This window comes from Burkholderia orbicola, from assembly GCF_900100915.1.
In the GTDB taxonomy this organism is placed as follows: Bacteria; Pseudomonadota; Gammaproteobacteria; order Burkholderiales; family Burkholderiaceae; genus Burkholderia; species Burkholderia orbicola.
This window is the reverse complement of the sequence record NZ_FNKW01000002.1, coordinates 2,262,137-2,279,901: the sequence shown is the minus strand read 5'-3', so window position 1 is coordinate 2,279,901 and position 17,765 is coordinate 2,262,137. Positions and strand designations below refer to the sequence as shown.

Sequence of the window (17,765 nt, the reverse complement as noted above, 5' to 3'; positions counted from 1 at the left end):
GTAGAGCCGGTTTGAAACAATTTCAGCAGACCAGAATCATGGCAAGAACGGCCCGGATCGTCGAAATCCCGTCGCTCGGCGTGCTCGATCGCGCGGCCGGCGACCTGAGCCGCCAGCTCGCGCAGGCGCTGCGCGACGCGGTGCGCTGCGGCGACGTGCGGCCCGGCGATACGCTGCCTTCCACACGGCTGCTGGCGGCGTCGCTGCAGGTGGCGCGCGGCACCGTCGTCGACGCGTATGCGCAGCTCATCGCCGAAGGCTTTCTCGAATCGCGCGGCGGCGCGGGCACGCGGGTCGCGAATGCGCTCGCGGAACCATCGCCCGGCAGCGCTCCGGAATCGCCAACGCCGCGCCTGGACCCGACGCGCGACGCCCTGCCCGAACCCGCCGCCGCCTTCGCGCGGCTTGCCCGCGAATTCAGCCCGCTGCCGGCGATGCCGTTCGCGATCTCGGTGCCGCTCGGCCTCACCGCGCCCGACGACATCTGGCGCCGGCTCGGCAACCGCCTGCGCGCCCGCGGCGCCGGCGCGCCGTCCGGCTACGCCGATCCGCAAGGCGCGCTGCCGCTGCGCGAAGCGATCGCCGACTACGTGCGCCGGTCGCGCTCGGTGCGCTGCGATGCCGGCCAGGTCGTGATCACGAGCGGCACGCAGCAGGGGCTGCATCTCGCGAGCCAGGTGCTGCTCGGCGCAAACGACCGCGCATGGGTCGAGAATCCGGCCTATCGCGGCATCACCGCGCTGCTCGAAAGCACCGGGCGGCGCGACGCGATGGTGCGCGTGCCGGTCGACGCCGACGGCCTCGACGTCGACGCCGGCATCCGGCTCGCGCCCGATGCGCGCGCCGCATTCGTCACGCCGTCGCACCAGTACCCGCTCGGCATGCCGCTGAGCATGGCGCGGCGCAATGCGCTGCTGGCGTGGGCGCGCGCCCACCGCGCTTGGGTCGTCGAGGACGACTACGATAGCGAATTGCGCTACGAAGGCTACCCATTCCCGTCGCTGCAAGGCCTCGCGCCGGACCGCGTGATCTATCTCGGCACCTTCAGCAAGATCCTGTTTCCGTCGCTGCGGCTCGGCTACGTGATCGCGCCCGACGATCTCGTGCCCGCCTTCTGCGGCGCGCGCGTGCTGATGGACCGCCACGCGCCGACCGCCGACCAGCACGTGCTCGCCGCGTTCATCGCCGAGGGTCATCTCGATCGCCACATTCGCCGCGTGCGCGGCGTCTATGCGGAACAGCGTGCGGCGCTGATCGACACGCTCGGCGCGCGGCTGCCGCGCGAGCGCGCATGGGTGCAGCCGGGCGACCAGGGGATGCACGTCGTGCTGTGGCTCGCGGCAGGCATCGACGATCTCGACGTGGTCGCGCGCGCCGCCCAGGCCGGTGTCGCCGTGCGTGCAGTGTCGCCGATGTTCGCGCCCGGCACGGCGCGCCCCGGCCTCGTGCTGGGCTTCGGCGGGTTCGGCCGCGCGCAGATGGAAGCGGCCGCGCAGCGGCTCGCGAACGTGGTTTCGTCGGTGGAATCGCGGCCCCGCGCACGATAAAAGGTTGGCGGCGGGCAACAAACGTAATCGTCTGTAAATCCTGCAAGCAAACGGCCGTTTCCATGGCCCGCGCGCGGGTTCCGTTTGCTAGGATCGCGCGTCTTCCCTCCGCGCTCCTGCCGCCTTGAACCGCTTCGTGCCGTTTCTCCGAGACGCGTGGCTCCGTTGCCGCGCCCGTGTCACGCCGCTCGCCGCCGCGTGCCGCACGCGCGTCCGCGCGCTCGGCGCGGGCATGCTCCACCGCCTGCGCCACCCGACCCGGCGCGGCGTCGCGCTGACGCTCGCCGCGATCCCGGTGCTGGGCCTGCTGCTCCTGCTCGCGTTCGTTCCGTTCACGCCGAGCATCGGCGACATCCGCAAGGCGCGCATCGACCGCCCCGCGCGCGTGCTGTCGGCCGACGGCCAGTTGATCGCCGAATTCCGGCCGGTAAACCGCGAATGGGTGCCGCTCAAGCAAATCTCGCCGCACATGATCGATGCACTGATCGCGACCGAGGACCACCGCTTCTACGCGCATCACGGCATCGACTGGCGCCGCACGCTCGCGGCCAGCCTGCATACGTTCTCCGGCGACCGGCAGGGCGGCTCGACGATCACGCAGCAGCTGGCGCGCAACCTGTATCCCGACGAAGTCGGCCGCGCGCCGACGCTCACGCGCAAGGTGAAGGAGTTGATCACCGCGTTCAAGATCGAAGCGGTGTACAGCAAGGACGAGATTCTCGAAACCTACCTGAACACCGTGCCGTTCCTGTACAACGCGTACGGCGTCGAAATGGCCGCGCGCACCTACTTCGGCAAGTCGGCGGACCAGCTCGACCTCACGGAAAGCGCGACGCTCGTCGGGATGCTGAAGGGCAACAGCTACTACAACCCGGTGCTGAATCCGGAACGCGCGGTCCAGCGGCGCAACGTCGTGCTCGGCCGGATGGCGCAGATGGGCATGCTGTCGCCGCAGCAGTTCGCGAAACTACAGCGCCAGCCGCTGCGCGTCGACTTCGAACCGCAGACGTCACAGCCCGGTCTCGCGCCGCATTTCGCGGTGCAACTGCGCAAGTGGCTGATCGCGTGGGCCGACCGCAACAACTACGATCTCTACTCCGACGGCCTCGTCGTGCGCACGACGCTCGATGCACGGCTGCAGGACATGGCCACGCAGGCGCTGACGCGGCAGACCGAACGGCTGCAGGCGATCGCCGACGGCGCATGGCGCGGGCCGTCCGGCTGCGGGCTGCGCAACGACCTGTTCCGCGGCTTCATGCGTCAGACACCGGAGTATCGGCAGGCCCGCGACACCGGGCTCGCCGACGTGGTTGCGCTGAAGCAGCTCGGCGCGAATCGCGACTTCATGCGGGCGCTGTGCGAGCGCAAGACGCAGGTGCAGGCCGGCTTCGTCGCGATCGATCCGCGCACCGGCGCGATCCGTGCGTGGGTCGGCAGCCCCGATTTCGGCAGCGAGCCGTTCGATCACGTGGTACAGGCACGGCGTCAGCCGGGTTCGACGTTCAAGCCGTTCGTCTATGGCGCCGCGTTCGCGGACGGCATGCGGCCGGGCGACACGTTCGTCGACGGCCCCGTCGCGATCCCGATCGACGGCCGCGCCGTGTGGCGGCCGACCGATGCGGAGCCACCGACCGGCGCGCCGATGACGCTACGCGACGGGCTGGCGCTGTCGCGCAACCGCATCACCGCGCAGGTCATGCAGCGGGAAGGCGCCGCGAAGGTCGCGCAACTTGCACGCGCGATGGGGGTGCGCGACAGCCCGCTCGACGCGGTGCCGTCGCTCGCGCTCGGCACGAGCCCGGTCACGCTGAAAGAGATGGTGTCCGCGTACGGCACGATCGCGAATCGCGGCGTGTACGTCGCGCCGCAGATGATCACGCGCATCGAGGATCGCGACGGCAAGGTGCTCGCCGCATTCGGCAGCGCGCCGCCGGAACGCGCGCTGCCGGCGCCCGCCGCACTGACGCTCGTCGACGCGATGCGCGGCGTGGTCGATTACGGGACCGGCGCGGACATCCGCTCGCGCTACGGGATTCGCATCGACGTCGCGGGCAAGACCGGCACGACGCAGGACAACACCGACGGCTGGTTCATCCTGATGCATCCGCAACTGGTGGCCGGTGCGTGGGTCGGCTTCGACGACGGCAGCGTGACGCTGCGCAGCGACTACTGGGGCGCGGGCGCGCACAGTGCGCTGCCGATCGTCGGATCGTTCTACGATGCGGCGCTGCGCGCGCGGGCGATCGATCCGCATGTGCAGTTCTCGCCCGACTTCCGGCCGCGCAGCGCGCCGGCGCCGAAGCGGCGCGCGCCGCAGCATTCAGGCCTCTTCGACTGGCTGCGCTTCTTCCGTTGATCGTGCCGGCGGAGGGCCAGGCCAGCAAACGCGTTCAGCCCGCCGCCGGGAGCGTTGCAGCGAGCGCATCGAACTCCGGTGCCCATGCCGCACGCCACGCCGCCTTCGTCGCGTCGTCAACCCACGCGCCGTCGATCCCGTTCAGCATGAACTGCTTCAACTCGGCCACGGTGAAGCCGAAATGGCTGAACATCAGCTCCCACGCTTCGCTCGGATCGACCTTGTGTAGCGTCGGATCGTCGGTGTTCGGATGGATCTTCAACCCGAGCCCCGGCATCTTGCGCATCGGATGCAGCTCCGCCCATTGCTCCGGCGGCAGCGTACGCAGGTAGTACGAATTCGTCGGCACGACGGTAAACACGATGCCGCGCTCCGCATAGCGCGCACACAGCTCGGGGTTGTCGACGATCGTATAGCCGTGATCGACGCGGTCGACCTGCAACAGATCGACGGCCGTCTCGACGTTGCGCCACGGCATCCCGAACTCGCCCGCATGCGCGGTCGTGCGGAAGCCGGCCGCACGCGCGTTGCGGTACGCCTTCCAGAACAGTTCCGGCGGCCGGTCGTTCTCGCGATAGTCGATGCCGAGCCCCGCGACTTCGTCCGCGCGATTCGCCTTCATCCATTCGACGATCGCAACCGCTTCGTCGGGGTCCTGCTCGCGGTCGATGCTCGGAATCAGGCGCGCGCCGATCCCGAAATCGCGTGCGGCGTCGCGGATTGCCGTTACGATCGCGGCCTGCGCATCCGGATACGCGATGCCCGATACGCGCACCGTTCCCGTCGGATTCCAGAAGAATTCAGCATGCCGCACGTTGTGCGCGGCCGCGTCTTCCAGATATTCGTATGCGATGCGCCGCAGATCGTCGGGTTGCGTCAGCAGATATTTATCGAGCGCGCGCAGCACGTGCAGCACGCCGACCGGTTTCTCGCCGCGCGCATAGAACGCGTCGATCTCCGCGCGCTCGATCGGCGCACCGCTGCGTTCGGCGAGCGCGACGAACGTGTCGTGCCGCACCGCGCCGAGCAGGTGGCAATGCAGCTCGACCTTCGGCAGCGCGCGGAAGAAGGCCCGATGCGCGGGCGTGATCTCGATGCCCGTGCGCGCGGCCGGGACATTGCCTGGTGTTCCCTTCATATGAGTCTCTTTTTTCGGTAGTGCGATGCGTCGCGCAAGCCGTCTCTCAGTGCGGCTTCACGACGGTCCAGAAGTAATAGCCGAGCGGCAGCGCGAGCACGACGAGCCCCCACGACACGTCGCGCCAGCGGCCAGCCAGCAGCTTGACGAGCACGTAGCACAGCAGCCCGCCGGCGATGCCGGTGCCGAAGCTGTTCGACATCAGCGTGAGCAGCACCATCGACATCACGGGCAGCGCATCGGTGAAGTCGTCGAAATGCGTATGGCGGATCGTCGCGAACATCGACAGCCCGATCAGGATCAGCGCCGGTGCGGTCGCCTCCTTCGGAATCGCGAGCGCGACCGGCACGAACAGCAGCATCGCGGCGAACAGCACGGCCGCGGCCAGCGACGACAAACCGCTGCGGCCGCCCGCCTCGACGCCGGCCGCCGATTCGATCAGCGCGGTCAGCGCGGGAATGCCGAACACCGGCCCGAGCGTCGCGGCGAGCGAATCGACGAGGAACGGCCGATTGATGTTCGGCAGGTTGCCCTGTTCGTCGAGCAGGTTCGCCTTCGCGCCGACCGCGAGCGCGGTGCCGAGCGTCGAGAAGAATTCCGCCGCGAAGAACGCGAACAAGTACGGCGCGGCGGCCAGGCTCAACGCGCTGCCGATATCGAGCTTGAACGCGATCGGCGCGATGCTGTGCGGCAGCGACATGAACGACGCGGGCAGGTGCGTGACGCCGAGCGGCACGCCGGCCGCGGCCGCGACGAGGATCGCGATCAGGATCGCGCCGGGCACCTTGCGGGCCTGCAGCACGATCGCGACCGCGAGACCGATCAGCGCGACGAGCGCGCCCGGCCGCGAGAAGTCGCCGAGCGCGAACGCGTTGGTCTTCGCGTTCGCGACGACCATCCCCGCATTGCGCAGCCCGAGCATCGTGACGAACAGCCCGATCGACGCACCGAGCCCGAGCTTGATCTGCACCGGAATCAGCCGCACCACGACACCGCGCGCGCCGAGTATCGTCAGCAGGAAGAACAGCACGCCGGACACGCACGCGATGCCGAGGCCCGTCTGCCAGCCGACGTGCTCGGTCGTCGCGAGCGTCACGCCGATGATCACCGAGCCGCCGATACCGGGGCCGACGAGGAACGGCAGGTTCGCGTAGAGCCCCATCAGCGTGGTGAACAGCACGAATACGACGATCGTCGCGGTCGTCGCCGCGCCGCGCTCCATGCCGCCCGTCGCGAGCAGCGACGGGATCACGACGAGCAGGTACGCGGCCGCGAGAAACGACGTGACGCCCGCGATCGTCTCGGTGCGCACGCTCGTGCCGCGCGCGGCGAGCGCGAAGCGTCGTTCGAGCCAGTTGGCCGGCGTGCGCGCCGGCATCGTGTCAGTCGCTGACATGGTGGTTCTCCCGTGATTCCGAATATTGTCCTGTGTCGGTTCGTGCAGCGCGGTCTTATACTGCCGCGTACCGCATCCCGACCGCTATTACCCGATGTCCGACCGCTCGTCGCTGCTCCCCGCGCTCACGCTGCGGCAGGTCCAGCACTTCGTCGTCCTTGCGCATGCGCGCAGCTTCACGCAGGCCGCGCAGGCGCTGTCGCTCACGCAGCCCGCGCTCACCGCGTCGATCCGCCAGATCGAATTCCTGCTCGGCGGCCGCCTGTTCGCCCGCAGCGCGCACCGGCTCACGCTCACCACCGCCGGCGAAGCCGTGCTGCCGCTCGCCGAACGCCTGCTCAACCAGGCGCGCGGCACCTTCGACGACATGACGCGGCTCATCGGCGAACGCATCCAGACCGTGCGCATCGCGTTCATCCCGTCGGTCGCGGGCCGCCTGCTGCCCGCGCTCAACGCGCTGCGCGGCACCCATCCGACGCTGCGCTTCACGCTCACCGATCTGCCGAACAGCGCGCTCGTCGAAGCGGTGCGCGACGGCGTCGCGGATCTCGGCATCGGCGTGCGCGAACCCGACGGCGACGACGGCACGCTGCGCTACCAGCAGCTGTTCGAGGACGAGATCGTGATCGTCGTGCGGCACGACGATCCGCTCGCCCGCGCGAAGAGCGTCACGTGGGCGAAGCTGGTCGATCGCGAACTCGCGGTGTTCGTGCGCGGCAGCGTCAGCGAATCGCTGCATCGCACCGGCGGCGCCGAGAAGCTGCGCCTGAACGTCACGTACCGGATGGAATACACCGAGCCGCTGTACGCGCTCGCGCGCAACGGCCTCGCGACCGCCGTGCTGCCGAGTCTCTACACGATGCATCTGCACGATCCCGAACTCGTCGCGCTGCGCGTCGACAAACCGCGTGTCACGCGTGCGATCTCGCTGATCTCGCTCGCCGCCGACGATCGCGGCCCGCACGTGCGCGCGTGCCGTGAATGGATTGCGAAGCAGATCTGATTACGTTCGCGGTCCGCCGGGTGGCTGCCCATGTTCAGGGCAGCTTCGCAATTCGTTCGACGAGTGCTGCGTAGAACCGGTCCGCATCGACCTCGTTGATCCATGTCGCATTCGCCGCACGGCCGCTACGCCCGTTCCAGTCGACGACGGTCTCGCCAAGCGTCCACTGTCCGGTCGTCTCGACCATCACGTTCACCTTGCGGCCGCCGAACAGCGTCGGATCGACGAGATAGCCGACGGCCGTCGGGTCGTACATCGGCGCGTCTTCAACGCCGCGCCGCTTCTTGTTGTACGCGAGCTCGGCCTCCATGATGTCCGCGACGATCGCGCCGCAGCGGTTGCCGAGCGCACGAAACGGCGCGACGCGTGCTGGCGTGATCGGCGCCTTCACCGCGACGTCGCGCGGCAGCACGACGATCGGCACGCCGCTGCCGAATACGACTTCGGCCGCCTGCGGATCGACATAGATGTTGAACTCGGCGGCCGGCGTGATGTTGCCGCGCTCGAAGAACGCACCGCCCATCAGCACGATCTCGCGCAGCGCGGCGCGAATCTGCGGCGCTTCGACCAGCGCGGTCGCGAGGTTCGTCAGCGGGCCGAGCGCGCACAGCGTCACGCTGTTCGGCGCCGCGCGGCTCAGCGTATCGACGAGGTACGACACCGCGTGGCCGGCGGCGAGCGGCGCGCGCGGCGCATGCAGTTCGACGCCTTCCAGCCCCGTCTTGCCGTGCACGTTCGCGGCCGTCACGAGGTCGCGCACGAGCGGGCGCGGGCAGCCCGCATACACCGGCAGCGCGTTCGTGCGGCCAGCCCAGTCGCGGATGATCCGCGCATTGCGTTCGGTGAGATCGAGCGGCACGTTGCCGGCCACGGCCGTCAGCGCGCGCACGTCGAGCCGGTCCTGCGCGCCGAGCGCGAACAGGATCGCGATGGCGTCGTCCTGCCCCGGATCGGTATCGATGATCACCGTGCGGCGCGCGGCGTCGCCGCCAGCCGCGAATGCGCCCGTTTCGGGCAGCAGCGCGGTCCCAGCCAGCGCCGCGGAGAGTTTCAGGAAGGTGCGGCGGGATGCGATCGGATGGGTCATGGTCGGGGGCTCAGAACACGTGCCGCACGCCAAGCGTCGCCATCATCTGGCGCGTGCCGGTCGAACGTGCATACGCGAAGATCTGCGCATGATCCGCGTCGCCGGCCGCCTGCTGCGCGATCACCGTCAGCGCGACGTCGGTGCGTTTGGACAGGAAGTAATCGGCCTGCAGGTTCACCTGATGCCATTTCGGACGCTTGTCGATCACGTCGTACTTGCCGTTCGTGAACGCGTACGCGGCGCCGAGAAAGAGCTGCGGCGTCATCGTGTAGACGACGTTCACGCCCAGGTTCTGCAGGTGCAGGTGCGAATTGTCGAGGTAATCGTAGCGTACGTCGGTAAACATCGCCGCGAACTGCGCGCGGCCGATCGTGTAGAAGCCGCCCGTGCCCGCGATCCGCTGCCGGCTCGCGTACGCCGCCGGCGACATCGCGCTCTTGCTGAAGATCAGCAGCGGCGACGCATAGTCGTTCGCGATCGCGCCGTCCTGGTTCGTCGCGCTGTACGGATGGTTGTACTGCGCATAGACCACGCTCCAGCGCAGGGGGCCACGCTCATAGCCGAGCCCGAAGCTGTACGCGCTGTTGTTCGCGAAACCGGTCGTATTGCTGAAGCCGTACAGCGCGGTGAACTTCAGCCCGTAGTAGGCGGGGCTCACGTACTTCACCGAGTTCTGCACGCGGATGTCGTTGTAGCCGTTGTCGTTGTCGCCGATGTTCACGCCGTTGCTCGCGATGATCACCGGCCCGATGTAGTCGTGGATCGCGTCGTACTGGCGGCCGAGCGTCAGCGCGCCGTAGGTGCGGTCGGCCAGGCCGACGTACGCCATGCGCCCGAACTCGCGGCCGTTCTGCGCGGCCGTGCCCGTCATCACGTTGAAGCCGTTCTCGAGCTGGAACACCGCGGACAGCCCCTGCCCGAGATCTTCCTTGCCCTTCAGCCCCCAGCGCGGGTTCTGGTTCGTGCCGGACAGCGCCTGCCACGCGTTCTTGCCGCCCTGGTTCGTCGCGAACCCGACACCGGCCGAGATGAGACCGTACAGCGTGATGCTGCTTTGCGCACCGGCATGGGTCGCGAAGGCGCCGAGCATCGCGAGCGGAGCGAGCTTGTAGAGAGTTTTCATGCGGGTCGTGTGGTCGGTGGTGGTCCAGGCGCGGCAGGGTTCCGCGAAACTGGACTCGACTATACGAACCCGGATCGGATAATAAAAGTTTGCTTTCCTTATATCTCAATAAAACGGATTTATTCTCATCTCTACACCGCCCGCGCCCGACGAACCGGCGCTCAGTCCGCCGTGTCGCCGCCCTTCGGCAGCTTCGACCACGCGCCGCGCCCCGGCAGCGGCGACCAAGCCGGGCGGGTCTTGCGGACACTATCGATCACGACCAGATAGCGACCCGCGATCGGCGTGATGTCGCGATCGCGACGCAGCACCCATAGCGACTTGCCGGCCTCGACGCGTGCCTGATAGTCGTCGTCGAGCAGCCCGTGCTGGTCGAGGAACGTGTTCAGCGACGCGGGAATCCGCACGCAGCCCTTCGAGTGCCGAATGCCGAGCAGCGCTTCGAGCCGGTCGGGGTCGGTCGCATGCATCTGGAAACGCATCGGCGACACGCCGCCCTTGCCCCAGCCGCGCTCGCCGTCCACCCAGCCGAAATCGTAGATGCGCATGTCGCGGTGACCGTAGCCGCGAATGCCGTTCTCGTTCGTCGTGCCTTCCGCGCGGAAATCCATCGTGTCGGGCGAGTGATGGAACACGCCGAGCGGCGTCAGGAAATGGTCGTACTGGCCCGGCAGCCCGGTGCCGACCGGCGATGCGCCGATCATCAGCCACGCATTGGCCGGCGTCGCGCGAAAGTAGATGAACAGCGCCTGCACGTTCGGCGCGCGGTCGACCATCGCAACGTACTCGCCGGCGAGATCGCCGAGATCAGCATCGGCGAGCACTTTCTGGAGGCGGTCGCCGTACGCGCGCTGCTCGCTCGCGGGCACGTTCAGGCGCCGCGTGACTTCCTGCGTGAAGCGCTTGCGCATGTCGAGCGCGCGCGCCGTCGCGTTTTGCGCCTCCTCGGCCGACAGCGGCGGATGCCGACGCGGCGGCGTGGGCGGAGGCGGTTCGGCCTCGCTGGCGGGCGTGCCGGAGGCGGCCGATGCGGGTGCGGCAGCCGATGCCGCAGATGCCGCGGACGCCGAGGAAGCGGCCGACGCACCGGATGCCGCGCTCGCGGAATCCGCGTGATTCGCGTGTGACGCCCCGGATGTCGGCGCTGCGGCCGATGCACCCGACACCGCATGCGCGGACGAAGCCGGATGCGTGCGAGAGGCCGCCGAAGCAGGCGACGCGACAGACGAGGATTGCACAGCAGACGACGGCGCATCGGACGCGGCAAAGGCAGGCCGTTCGGCGACAACGGAAATCGACACCGCGGCAGCGAGCCCCACGTATGCGGCGATTGCGCGGTTGAGGCAACGCGGCTGCGCAAAGCGCCGCGCCAGGTGGGAAAGAATCATAGGTTCGAAGCCATCGGCCGATCCGGCCGCCGCATGGTGCTGCTGCGAGCGGCGCATCTTCCGCGCAAGCCATCGACACGTCCGGCGCATCGCATGCGCCAGGCGCCGACGCCTCTTCGCGGTGGAGCCGTTCGCTGATGCAACGCGGGCACTCCGATGGCGGCTAATGAGTCGTCAGGCCCCCTATTTTACTCGTCGATACGCGAGTCGGCCGCGGCCGGAAGCACGCTTTTACGGGGAATTGCGCTTCGTCACGCTTTGTTTCAACTCGTTTCCGCTTGCGTGTTCGCTGCGTGGCAGGCTGGCGTGTTGCGCGGTTTCGGCACACGTCCGAAGGCACGCAGGTTTCATCCGGTTCGAGCGTGTCGCCCTGTTTATGATCTGCATGACGAAGCATTTTTTGCGATCCGGTGCTCGGAAACCGGGGCCTCGCCCGCATCGCACGCATGCTGCACGAACCATGCGACACGCGTGCACACCGCGCCGACTACTTCGAAATGGTTTCGAGCGCGATGCCCTTCGTGCGCGGTCCCATCCATCCGATTGCAGCCATCACGACCACCATCGCGCCCGCGATGAACGCGAACACGCCGAACGTGCCGAAGCCCCGCAGCACGGCCGCGATCACGAACGACGAGAAGATCGCGGAGAAGCGGCTCCACGAATAGACGAAGCCGACGGCCCGCGCGCGAATCGACGTCGGGAACAACTCGGCCTGGTAGGCGTGGAAGCTGTACGACATGATGTTGCTCGCGAGCGTGAGGCCGATGCCGAGCACGATCAGGAACGCCCCCACCGTCGTCTGGCTGAACAGCAGCCCGCAGACGACGATCGCCGCCGCCATCGCGACGATCACCGACTTGCGCTCGAAGCGGTCGGCGATCACGAGGCCGATCAGCGGGCCGATCGGCGCCGCGAGCGCGATCACGCTCGAATACATCAGGCTCGACGTGATCGTGATGCCCTGCTTGATCAGCAGCGTCGGCACCCAGTTCGCGAAGCCGTAGAAGCCGACCGTCTGGAACACGTTGAAGATCGTCATCATGATCGTGCGGCTGCGATACGGCGGCACCCACATGTCGCGGAAGCTGCCGCGCGGCGGCACGGGTTCGGCCGGCGCGGGCGGCGGCAACGGTCGCCCGTATTCGGCTTCGACCTTCGCCTCGAGCGCGCGCATGATGCGGTCGGCCTCGTCGACCCGGCCCTGCTGCGCGAGCCAGCGCGGGCTTTCCGGCAGTTCGCGGCGAATCCACCACACGAACAGCGCGCCATGCGCGCCGATCAGCACGACCCAGCGCCAGCCGTCGAGGCCGAGCGGCGCGTGCGGCACCAGCAGGTAAGCGAGGAACGCGACCACCGGCACCGCGACGAACCCGACCGCCTGCTCGCACGCGAACGCGCGGCCGCGGATCTGCTTCGGTACGAGTTCGGAGATGTACGTGCCGATCGTCACCATCTCGACGCCGAGCCCGAGACCGACGACGAAGCGCCAGAAGTTCAGCCCGGTCGCGGTGTCCTGGAACGCCATCACGACGTTCGCGGCCGTGTACCACAGCAGCGACCACGTGAAGATCGCGCGGCGGCCGAAGCGGTCCGCGAGGAAGCCGCACGCGATCGTACCGATGAAAAGGCCGGAGAACAGCGCGGCGATGAAGCTCGCGACGCCCGTGGTGCCGAACAGGCCGTGCGTCGTCGCGGACAGGATGCCGCTTTTCACGAGGCCCGGCGCGACGTAGCCGCTGTACAGCAGGTCGTAGAGTTCGAAGAAGAAGCCGAGGCTCAGCAGCACGACGAGCTTCCAGACGCTGCGCGTCGGCGGCAGGCGGTCGAGACGGGCCGAGATGGAGCCGGGGTCGATGGAGGGGGATGGGGCTTGTGCCTGCGGAAGGCTGTCCGTTGAGGCCATCTTGGGCGCGTCTCCTGATCGTGTCGTGTTGTGTCGCGTTGTGCGTCGTTCTCCGGCGGACAGCCGAACCGCCGCCGTGCGAATCGCTGCATTGTACCGGCACGCCCGTTCGGCGCATGGGCAAGCCGGCATGACGGTCGCGGCGGGCGCCGAAGCCGTTCGACGCCCGTTTTCCCCCGGACATTGTGTAAATTGCGTAACCGTATGTCGAATACGGGAAGCGCGTCGGCGCGGCGTTCCCCGGCCGTTGGCCTCCGCTCGGGCCCCGCGCGGACCGGCAAGGACAAGCCCCCCCGCTGTTTCGCGCAGGCGCGCGCCGCCCGAATCGCGGCGAAGGAGGACATGCAATCGGTACAACCACGCGTTCCGCGCCCCGGTAACATGCTACCGGGCCAACTACCGGCTTCCGGCTGCCTTTCGGCAACCGGCATTGTCGGCAAAACGTAAGCATTCCATGTCCATACAACGACTTTCCACGTACGCCCGCCGGATCGCGCTGATCGCGCTGCTGCAGTTCGCGGCGATCGCGACCGCGTCGGCGTTTCCGGCGGCAGCCTCCGCGCCCGTCGCGAGCGGCGTCGGCGCCGCCGCGCCGGCCATTTCCCTGCCCGACGCCATCGCGCAGCTCAAGCAGATGCAGGCCGAGCTGGACCGCATCAAGCAGCAGACTTCGACCGCGTCCAACAGCAAGGAGCTGGACGCGCTCGACGACTCGGCGCAGGAGCTGAGCACCGATGTCGCGAAACTGCAGAGCGATCTCACACCGCAACGTGCGCAGGTTCAGGCGCAGCTCGACGTGCTCGGGCCGGCGCCGGCCGAGGGCGCCGCGCCGGAAGCGCCGGCCGTCGCGAAGCAGCGGGCCGCGCTGGACGCGCGCAAGACGCAGATCGACGCCGCGCTGAAGCAGGCCGCCGACCAGAAGACGAGCCTCACGAACCTGACCGAGCAGTTCGCGAAGCTGCACCGCAGCCTGCTGAAGAACCAGCTCGCGTTCCGTTCGGGCAGCATCTTCAGCGCGCAGTTCTGGTTGCCGCTGTTCCACCTGTCGCCGGACGATCGCCAGCGGCTCGAGGATTTCGACGACGAACTGTTCGACATGCTGCGCTCGTCGTGGGTGCCGGGGCAGCGGGCGATCACCACCGTGCTGCTGATCGCCGCATTCGCCGCCTGGCTCGGCGGCCGCCGGCTCATCGAGCGCGGGCTCGCGTGGATCGCGCTGAACCGCCTGCCGCCCACCCGCTTGCGCCGCAGCGCGCTGGCGCTGTCGACCGCCCTGTCGACCTTCCTCGCGACGGCCATCGCGATCCAGATCCTCTATCTCGCCGTTGCACGTCACTACGAACTCACGCCGTCGCTGACCGACCTGTGGGACCAGTTCGCAAAGCTCGCCGCGACCTGCGCACTGATCGCCGGGCTCGGCCGCGCACTGCTCTGCACGAAGCATCCGTCGTGGCGCCTGCCCGCGCTCGCCGATCCCGTCGCGCTCGCGATGAAGCCGTTCCCCAGCATCCTGGCCGGGCTGCTGCTGGTATCCGGCACGCTCGAATCGATCAACCGGATCGTCGACACCAGCCTGTCGGTCACGCTGTTCGGTCGCGGCATCGTGTCGCTCGTCGTCGCGCTGACGGTCGGCGCGTCGCTGCTGCGCGCGAATCGTGCACGCAGCGCCCTCGCGGCGGCAGGCGAGGCACCGGAGCAGCGCTCGACGCTCGCCGGGCTGATCCATGCCGGCGTCACGCTCGCGATCGTCGCCTCGTTGATCGCACTCCTGATCGGTTACATCACGGTCGCACGCTTCATCACGTACGAGCTCGTGTGGTTCGAGATCGTGCTGTGCGCGACCTACATCCTGATCCAGTTGACGCGCGACGCGAGCGAAAGCCTGTTCTCGTCGAGCCTGTCGACGGGCCAGCAGATCAAGCACCTGTTCGCGCTCGAAGACCGCCACCTGGATCAGGCGCGCACGGTCCTGTCCGGCTTCGGCACGAGCCTGCTGATGCTGATCGCAGCGATCGCCCTGGTGACCGGCGGTTTCGGCACGACGCCGGGCGACCTGCTCGACAGCGCGGTCGCGATGATCGGCAGCCAGCGACTGCAGAGCCTGAACATCATGCCCGACCGGATCTTGAACGCCGTGATCGGCTTCGCGATCGGGTTCTACCTGCTGCGCTCGCTGCGCCGCTGGCTCGACGGCGAATTCATGCCCGCGCTCGGCATGGATACGGGCATGCGCGTGTCGCTGATCACGCTGTTCACCAACGTCGGCTACGTGCTGCTCGTGCTGATGACGCTCGGGCTGCTCGGCGTCAGGTGGAACAATCTCGCGTGGATCGTCAGTGCGTTGTCGGTGGGTATCGGCTTCGGCCTGCAGGAGATCGTGAAGAACTTCGTGTCGGGGCTGATCCTGCTGACCGAGCGCCCGGTGAAGGTGGGCGACATGGTCAGCATCGCGGGCGTCGAAGGCGACATCCGCCGCATCAACGTGCGCGCGACCGAAATTCAGCTGAGCGACCGCTCGACCGTGATCGTGCCGAATTCGCAATTGATCTCGCAGAACGTGCGCAACGTGACGATGGGCAACAGCACGCAGGGCGTCGCAACGCTGGTGCTGACGTTCCCGCTGAACACCGATCCGGAGCAGGTGCGCGACCTGCTGCTCGATGCGTATCGCGAGCACCAGGCGATTCTCGACAAGCCGGCGCCGTCGGTGACGTTCAGCCAGCTCGCGCCGGACGGGATCACGCTGAGCGTGACGGGTTACGTGTCGAGCCCGCGGATCGCGAGTTCGACGAAGAGCGATCTGCTGTTCGAGATCCTCAAGCAGTTGCGCGCGGCGGGGATCACGCTGTCGAGCCCGCAGATGCTGGTCGTGCAGAACATGCCAACGGAAGAGAAGTAAACGAAGATGGCCGGTCGCGTACTTCAGCTATCGCGACGGCCGTCTCCAGTACTACCGAAATGCCCATCGTCCGATGATGCCGGCGCTGGCAAACAGTCGAAGCCGCGCCGCCTCCCATTCGGCCAGCGTTCGCACCCGTTCCTGACGGGCATCGGCAAGCGCCGCTTGCGCCGACAGCAGTTCCAGAATATCGCCTGCGCCGAACGCGTAACGATTGCGCGCCGATGTCAGCGCCGCCTCCGCTGCGGCCAGCAAGCGTGCAGACGCATCCAGGCTGTCTGCTCCAAGAAGCCGGTCGTTGCCTGCATCACCATGCAGTTGTTTCGCATTTCATTCGCGTGATACTGCTCACGAGCTTGAGCTCGTGCGTCATTGATATAGTGGCCAATCTCGTGACTCAAAATACCGACCAATACACGTGGATCGAACTTGTCAAACGTCACGCCAGCATAATTCCCAAATACAATTCCAGGCCGCCCACGATCCCAGAATATTCCCCGTTCGCCCGCACCAACCTCGGCTGGATTCAAGTCCTTACTCAGCATACCTTCATTGTATTTAATTATTTGATCCATGAGCAATGGACTCTTATTGATAAGATCAATGGCACCCTACCCCAAAATCATCCCCTTGAACAACTCTTCACGACCAGTTATCTTCACCACTCACCTTACTCTCTCGCGATTCAAAGAAACATAAACACCACCGACACATCCATTTCTGTCAATCGAAAAAACTGCCCTTGAATTTATGTCACTCCTTTTATACATATACGACCACGAACCCCAATGAGAAACAGGATATTTCTCAACATCCCCAAAAACCTCTATAAGATCGAATGGAGTAATACACATTGCCTCACCATTAATCGGAAGCGACAATCCAGCCCTATAGAAATTCATCCCATCAGGCCAAAACAATCCATAATTGAAATTCCTCTCCTTCTCGTATTCTTTAGAGGATGCAGTACATTTCACGTCGACTCCATATCCCTTAATCGTCCCCTCTCTATCGCGAACTGGTTCCGGGGAGCCAGAATCGCAAACAATCCTTAGCTGATTCCCAACAAATCCAACGTTCCCAAGATCACCAGAATCCACAACAATCTTGACATCTCTCAAAAAAGTCGTCGGCGATCTGACAGGGCGATCTCTCGCGGGGTTAATGATGCAAGCAGACAAAACAAATGAAAGCATCAATAAAACAAAAATCCCCCTCATACGCTCTCCACCGTGCCGCAGTTAAAAATATCGAATTATTTTTTATTCACACTAAAATTTCAATTTGTCAATTTCATAACCCACCATGACCTACCCCCCTTTACAAGCGAAGACACGGCGCAATGCAATGAAAATTGCAACTACACCAACTGCGATAGCGATAAGTTCCGCCCCACCCGCAAAAAACGGTCCAATCAAACCCAGCCATATGCGCGACCGGCTTATTGCAACAAAATTCCACTCATAGAAATATCCTTCAACCAAAATCGAATGAAATCCCATGCACATAAACACCAAAACAACAACAATCGAGTAAATTTTCTTCACGATGGAAATTTTAGAATATCCACCCTCGACCCGATATCGATACGAATAACAAAAGCGAATCCCTACCGAAAGCCTCATCGGAATCGCGACCAACATCAGAAAAAAATACAGCGCCGTCACATCAGGAAATTTGGATTTCTTCACCGCCTCTGGTAGCAAAGGGAATACCTCTCCAACGTTAGCTACCGCCATCTTCATAAATGGCCAACGAGTCAGCGCGTCATCCGGAGCAAACCAAGCAATCGCCACACCAGACAGATGCAAAGCCAAGAGTGCGGGACTCATTCGATAAATTCTGATCACCAGGCCAGAGATGTTCGCGGGCTCAGTGTCACTCCCCTTGTCTTCGCTCACCGATCCATAGCCCTCTCTCTC

Annotated in this window: 14 protein-coding genes; 4 read left to right on the top strand and 10 right to left on the bottom strand. The window is 66.1% G+C overall.

Annotated elements, in window-relative coordinates:
• The first annotated feature begins 38 nt into the window (after positions 1-38).
• Both pdxR and BLS50_RS27135 read left to right on the top strand, forming a co-directional pair.
• A complete protein-coding gene (gene pdxR, locus BLS50_RS27140) occupies positions 39-1,547 on the top strand; it encodes a MocR-like pyridoxine biosynthesis transcription factor PdxR (RefSeq protein WP_074805516.1) in 1,509 nt (502 codons plus the stop codon).
• Positions 1,548-1,671: 124 nt separating this feature from the next.
• Positions 1,672-3,903 (top strand): penicillin-binding protein 1A, encoded by a 2,232-nt coding sequence (locus tag BLS50_RS27135; RefSeq protein WP_074805513.1) that lies wholly within the window; start codon positions 1,672-1,674, stop codon positions 3,901-3,903.
• 34 nt (positions 3,904-3,937) lie between these two features.
• Here BLS50_RS27135 and add read toward each other — a convergent pair whose 3' ends face one another.
• A complete protein-coding gene (gene add / locus BLS50_RS27130; RefSeq protein WP_074805510.1) occupies positions 3,938-5,041 on the bottom strand; it encodes an adenosine deaminase in 1,104 nt (367 codons plus the stop codon).
• 46 nt (positions 5,042-5,087) lie between these two features.
• Positions 5,088-6,437 (bottom strand): NCS2 family permease, encoded by a 1,350-nt coding sequence (locus BLS50_RS27125; protein ID WP_074805507.1) that lies wholly within the window; start codon positions 6,435-6,437, stop codon positions 5,088-5,090.
• A gap of 94 nt (positions 6,438-6,531) precedes the next feature.
• On the opposite strand from BLS50_RS27125, the gene BLS50_RS27120 reads away from it, so the two are divergent.
• Complete coding sequence (locus BLS50_RS27120; RefSeq protein WP_006480527.1) at positions 6,532-7,440, top strand: LysR family transcriptional regulator; 909 nt, start codon at positions 6,532-6,534, stop codon at positions 7,438-7,440.
• Positions 7,441-7,474: 34 nt separating this feature from the next.
• On the opposite strand, the gene BLS50_RS27115 is transcribed toward BLS50_RS27120, so the two are convergent.
• The 4 genes from BLS50_RS27115 to BLS50_RS27100 form a co-directional block, all read right to left on the bottom strand.
• Complete coding sequence (locus BLS50_RS27115) at positions 7,475-8,527, bottom strand: nucleoside hydrolase (RefSeq protein WP_074805504.1); 1,053 nt, start codon at positions 8,525-8,527, stop codon at positions 7,475-7,477.
• Positions 8,528-8,537: 10 nt separating this feature from the next.
• Positions 8,538-9,650 (bottom strand): porin, encoded by a 1,113-nt coding sequence (locus BLS50_RS27110; RefSeq protein WP_074805499.1) that lies wholly within the window; start codon positions 9,648-9,650, stop codon positions 8,538-8,540.
• A gap of 161 nt (positions 9,651-9,811) precedes the next feature.
• The gene (locus tag BLS50_RS27105) at positions 9,812-11,128 is read right to left on the bottom strand and encodes a hypothetical protein (RefSeq protein ID WP_080486925.1); all 1,317 of its coding nucleotides are present in this window, start codon (positions 11,126-11,128) and stop codon (positions 9,812-9,814) included.
• Positions 11,129-11,525: 397 nt separating this feature from the next.
• Positions 11,526-12,944: an MFS transporter gene (locus BLS50_RS27100; RefSeq protein ID WP_011546927.1), complete on the bottom strand. Its 1,419-nt coding sequence runs from the start codon at positions 12,942-12,944 to the stop codon at positions 11,526-11,528.
• 454 nt (positions 12,945-13,398) lie between these two features.
• Between BLS50_RS27100 and BLS50_RS27095 the strand changes: the two genes are divergently transcribed.
• Positions 13,399-15,843, top strand: a complete 2,445-nt coding sequence (locus BLS50_RS27095; protein WP_074805492.1) for a DUF3772 domain-containing protein — start codon at positions 13,399-13,401, stop codon at positions 15,841-15,843.
• Positions 15,844-15,894: 51 nt separating this feature from the next.
• Here the strand turns inward: BLS50_RS27095 and BLS50_RS27090 are convergent, their stop codons facing one another.
• The 4 genes from BLS50_RS27090 to BLS50_RS27085 form a co-directional block, all read right to left on the bottom strand.
• Positions 15,895-16,098, bottom strand: coding sequence for a TolC family protein (locus BLS50_RS27090; protein WP_053525045.1), 204 nt, complete (start codon positions 16,096-16,098; stop codon positions 15,895-15,897).
• Positions 16,071-16,418 (bottom strand): hypothetical protein, encoded by a 348-nt coding sequence (locus tag BLS50_RS35600; protein ID WP_143028380.1) that lies wholly within the window; start codon positions 16,416-16,418, stop codon positions 16,071-16,073. Before BLS50_RS35600 ends, BLS50_RS27090 begins: the two co-directional genes overlap by 28 nt.
• Positions 16,419-16,508: 90 nt before the next feature.
• The gene (locus tag BLS50_RS35595) at positions 16,509-17,063 is read right to left on the bottom strand and encodes a hypothetical protein (RefSeq protein ID WP_143028379.1); all 555 of its coding nucleotides are present in this window, start codon (positions 17,061-17,063) and stop codon (positions 16,509-16,511) included.
• A gap of 90 nt (positions 17,064-17,153) precedes the next feature.
• Positions 17,154-17,744, bottom strand: a complete 591-nt coding sequence (locus BLS50_RS27085) for a hypothetical protein (RefSeq protein WP_256334174.1) — start codon at positions 17,742-17,744, stop codon at positions 17,154-17,156.
• Between the last annotated feature and the right edge of the window lie 21 nt (positions 17,745-17,765).

Excerpts from the sequence above, each read along its gene's own strand:
- pdxR (WP_074805516.1), top strand. The coding sequence starts at position 39 with ATGGCAAGAACGGCCCGGATCGTCGAAATCCCGTCGCTCGGCGTGCTC.
- add (WP_074805510.1), bottom strand. The coding sequence starts at position 5,041 with ATGAAGGGAACACCAGGCAATGTCCCGGCCGCGCGCACGGGCATCGAG.
- BLS50_RS27125 (WP_074805507.1), bottom strand. The coding sequence starts at position 6,437 with ATGTCAGCGACTGACACGATGCCGGCGCGCACGCCGGCCAACTGGCTC.
- BLS50_RS27120 (WP_006480527.1), top strand. The coding sequence starts at position 6,532 with ATGTCCGACCGCTCGTCGCTGCTCCCCGCGCTCACGCTGCGGCAGGTC.
- BLS50_RS27115 (WP_074805504.1), bottom strand. The coding sequence starts at position 8,527 with ATGACCCATCCGATCGCATCCCGCCGCACCTTCCTGAAACTCTCCGCG.
- BLS50_RS27110 (WP_074805499.1), bottom strand. The coding sequence starts at position 9,650 with ATGAAAACTCTCTACAAGCTCGCTCCGCTCGCGATGCTCGGCGCCTTC.
- BLS50_RS27105 (WP_080486925.1), bottom strand. The coding sequence starts at position 11,128 with ATGCGCCGGACGTGTCGATGGCTTGCGCGGAAGATGCGCCGCTCGCAG.
- BLS50_RS27100 (WP_011546927.1), bottom strand. The coding sequence starts at position 12,944 with ATGGCCTCAACGGACAGCCTTCCGCAGGCACAAGCCCCATCCCCCTCC.
- BLS50_RS27095 (WP_074805492.1), top strand. The coding sequence starts at position 13,399 with ATGTCCATACAACGACTTTCCACGTACGCCCGCCGGATCGCGCTGATC.
- BLS50_RS35600 (WP_143028380.1), bottom strand. The coding sequence starts at position 16,418 with ATGGATCAAATAATTAAATACAATGAAGGTATGCTGAGTAAGGACTTG.
- BLS50_RS35595 (WP_143028379.1), bottom strand. The coding sequence starts at position 17,063 with ATGAGGGGGATTTTTGTTTTATTGATGCTTTCATTTGTTTTGTCTGCT.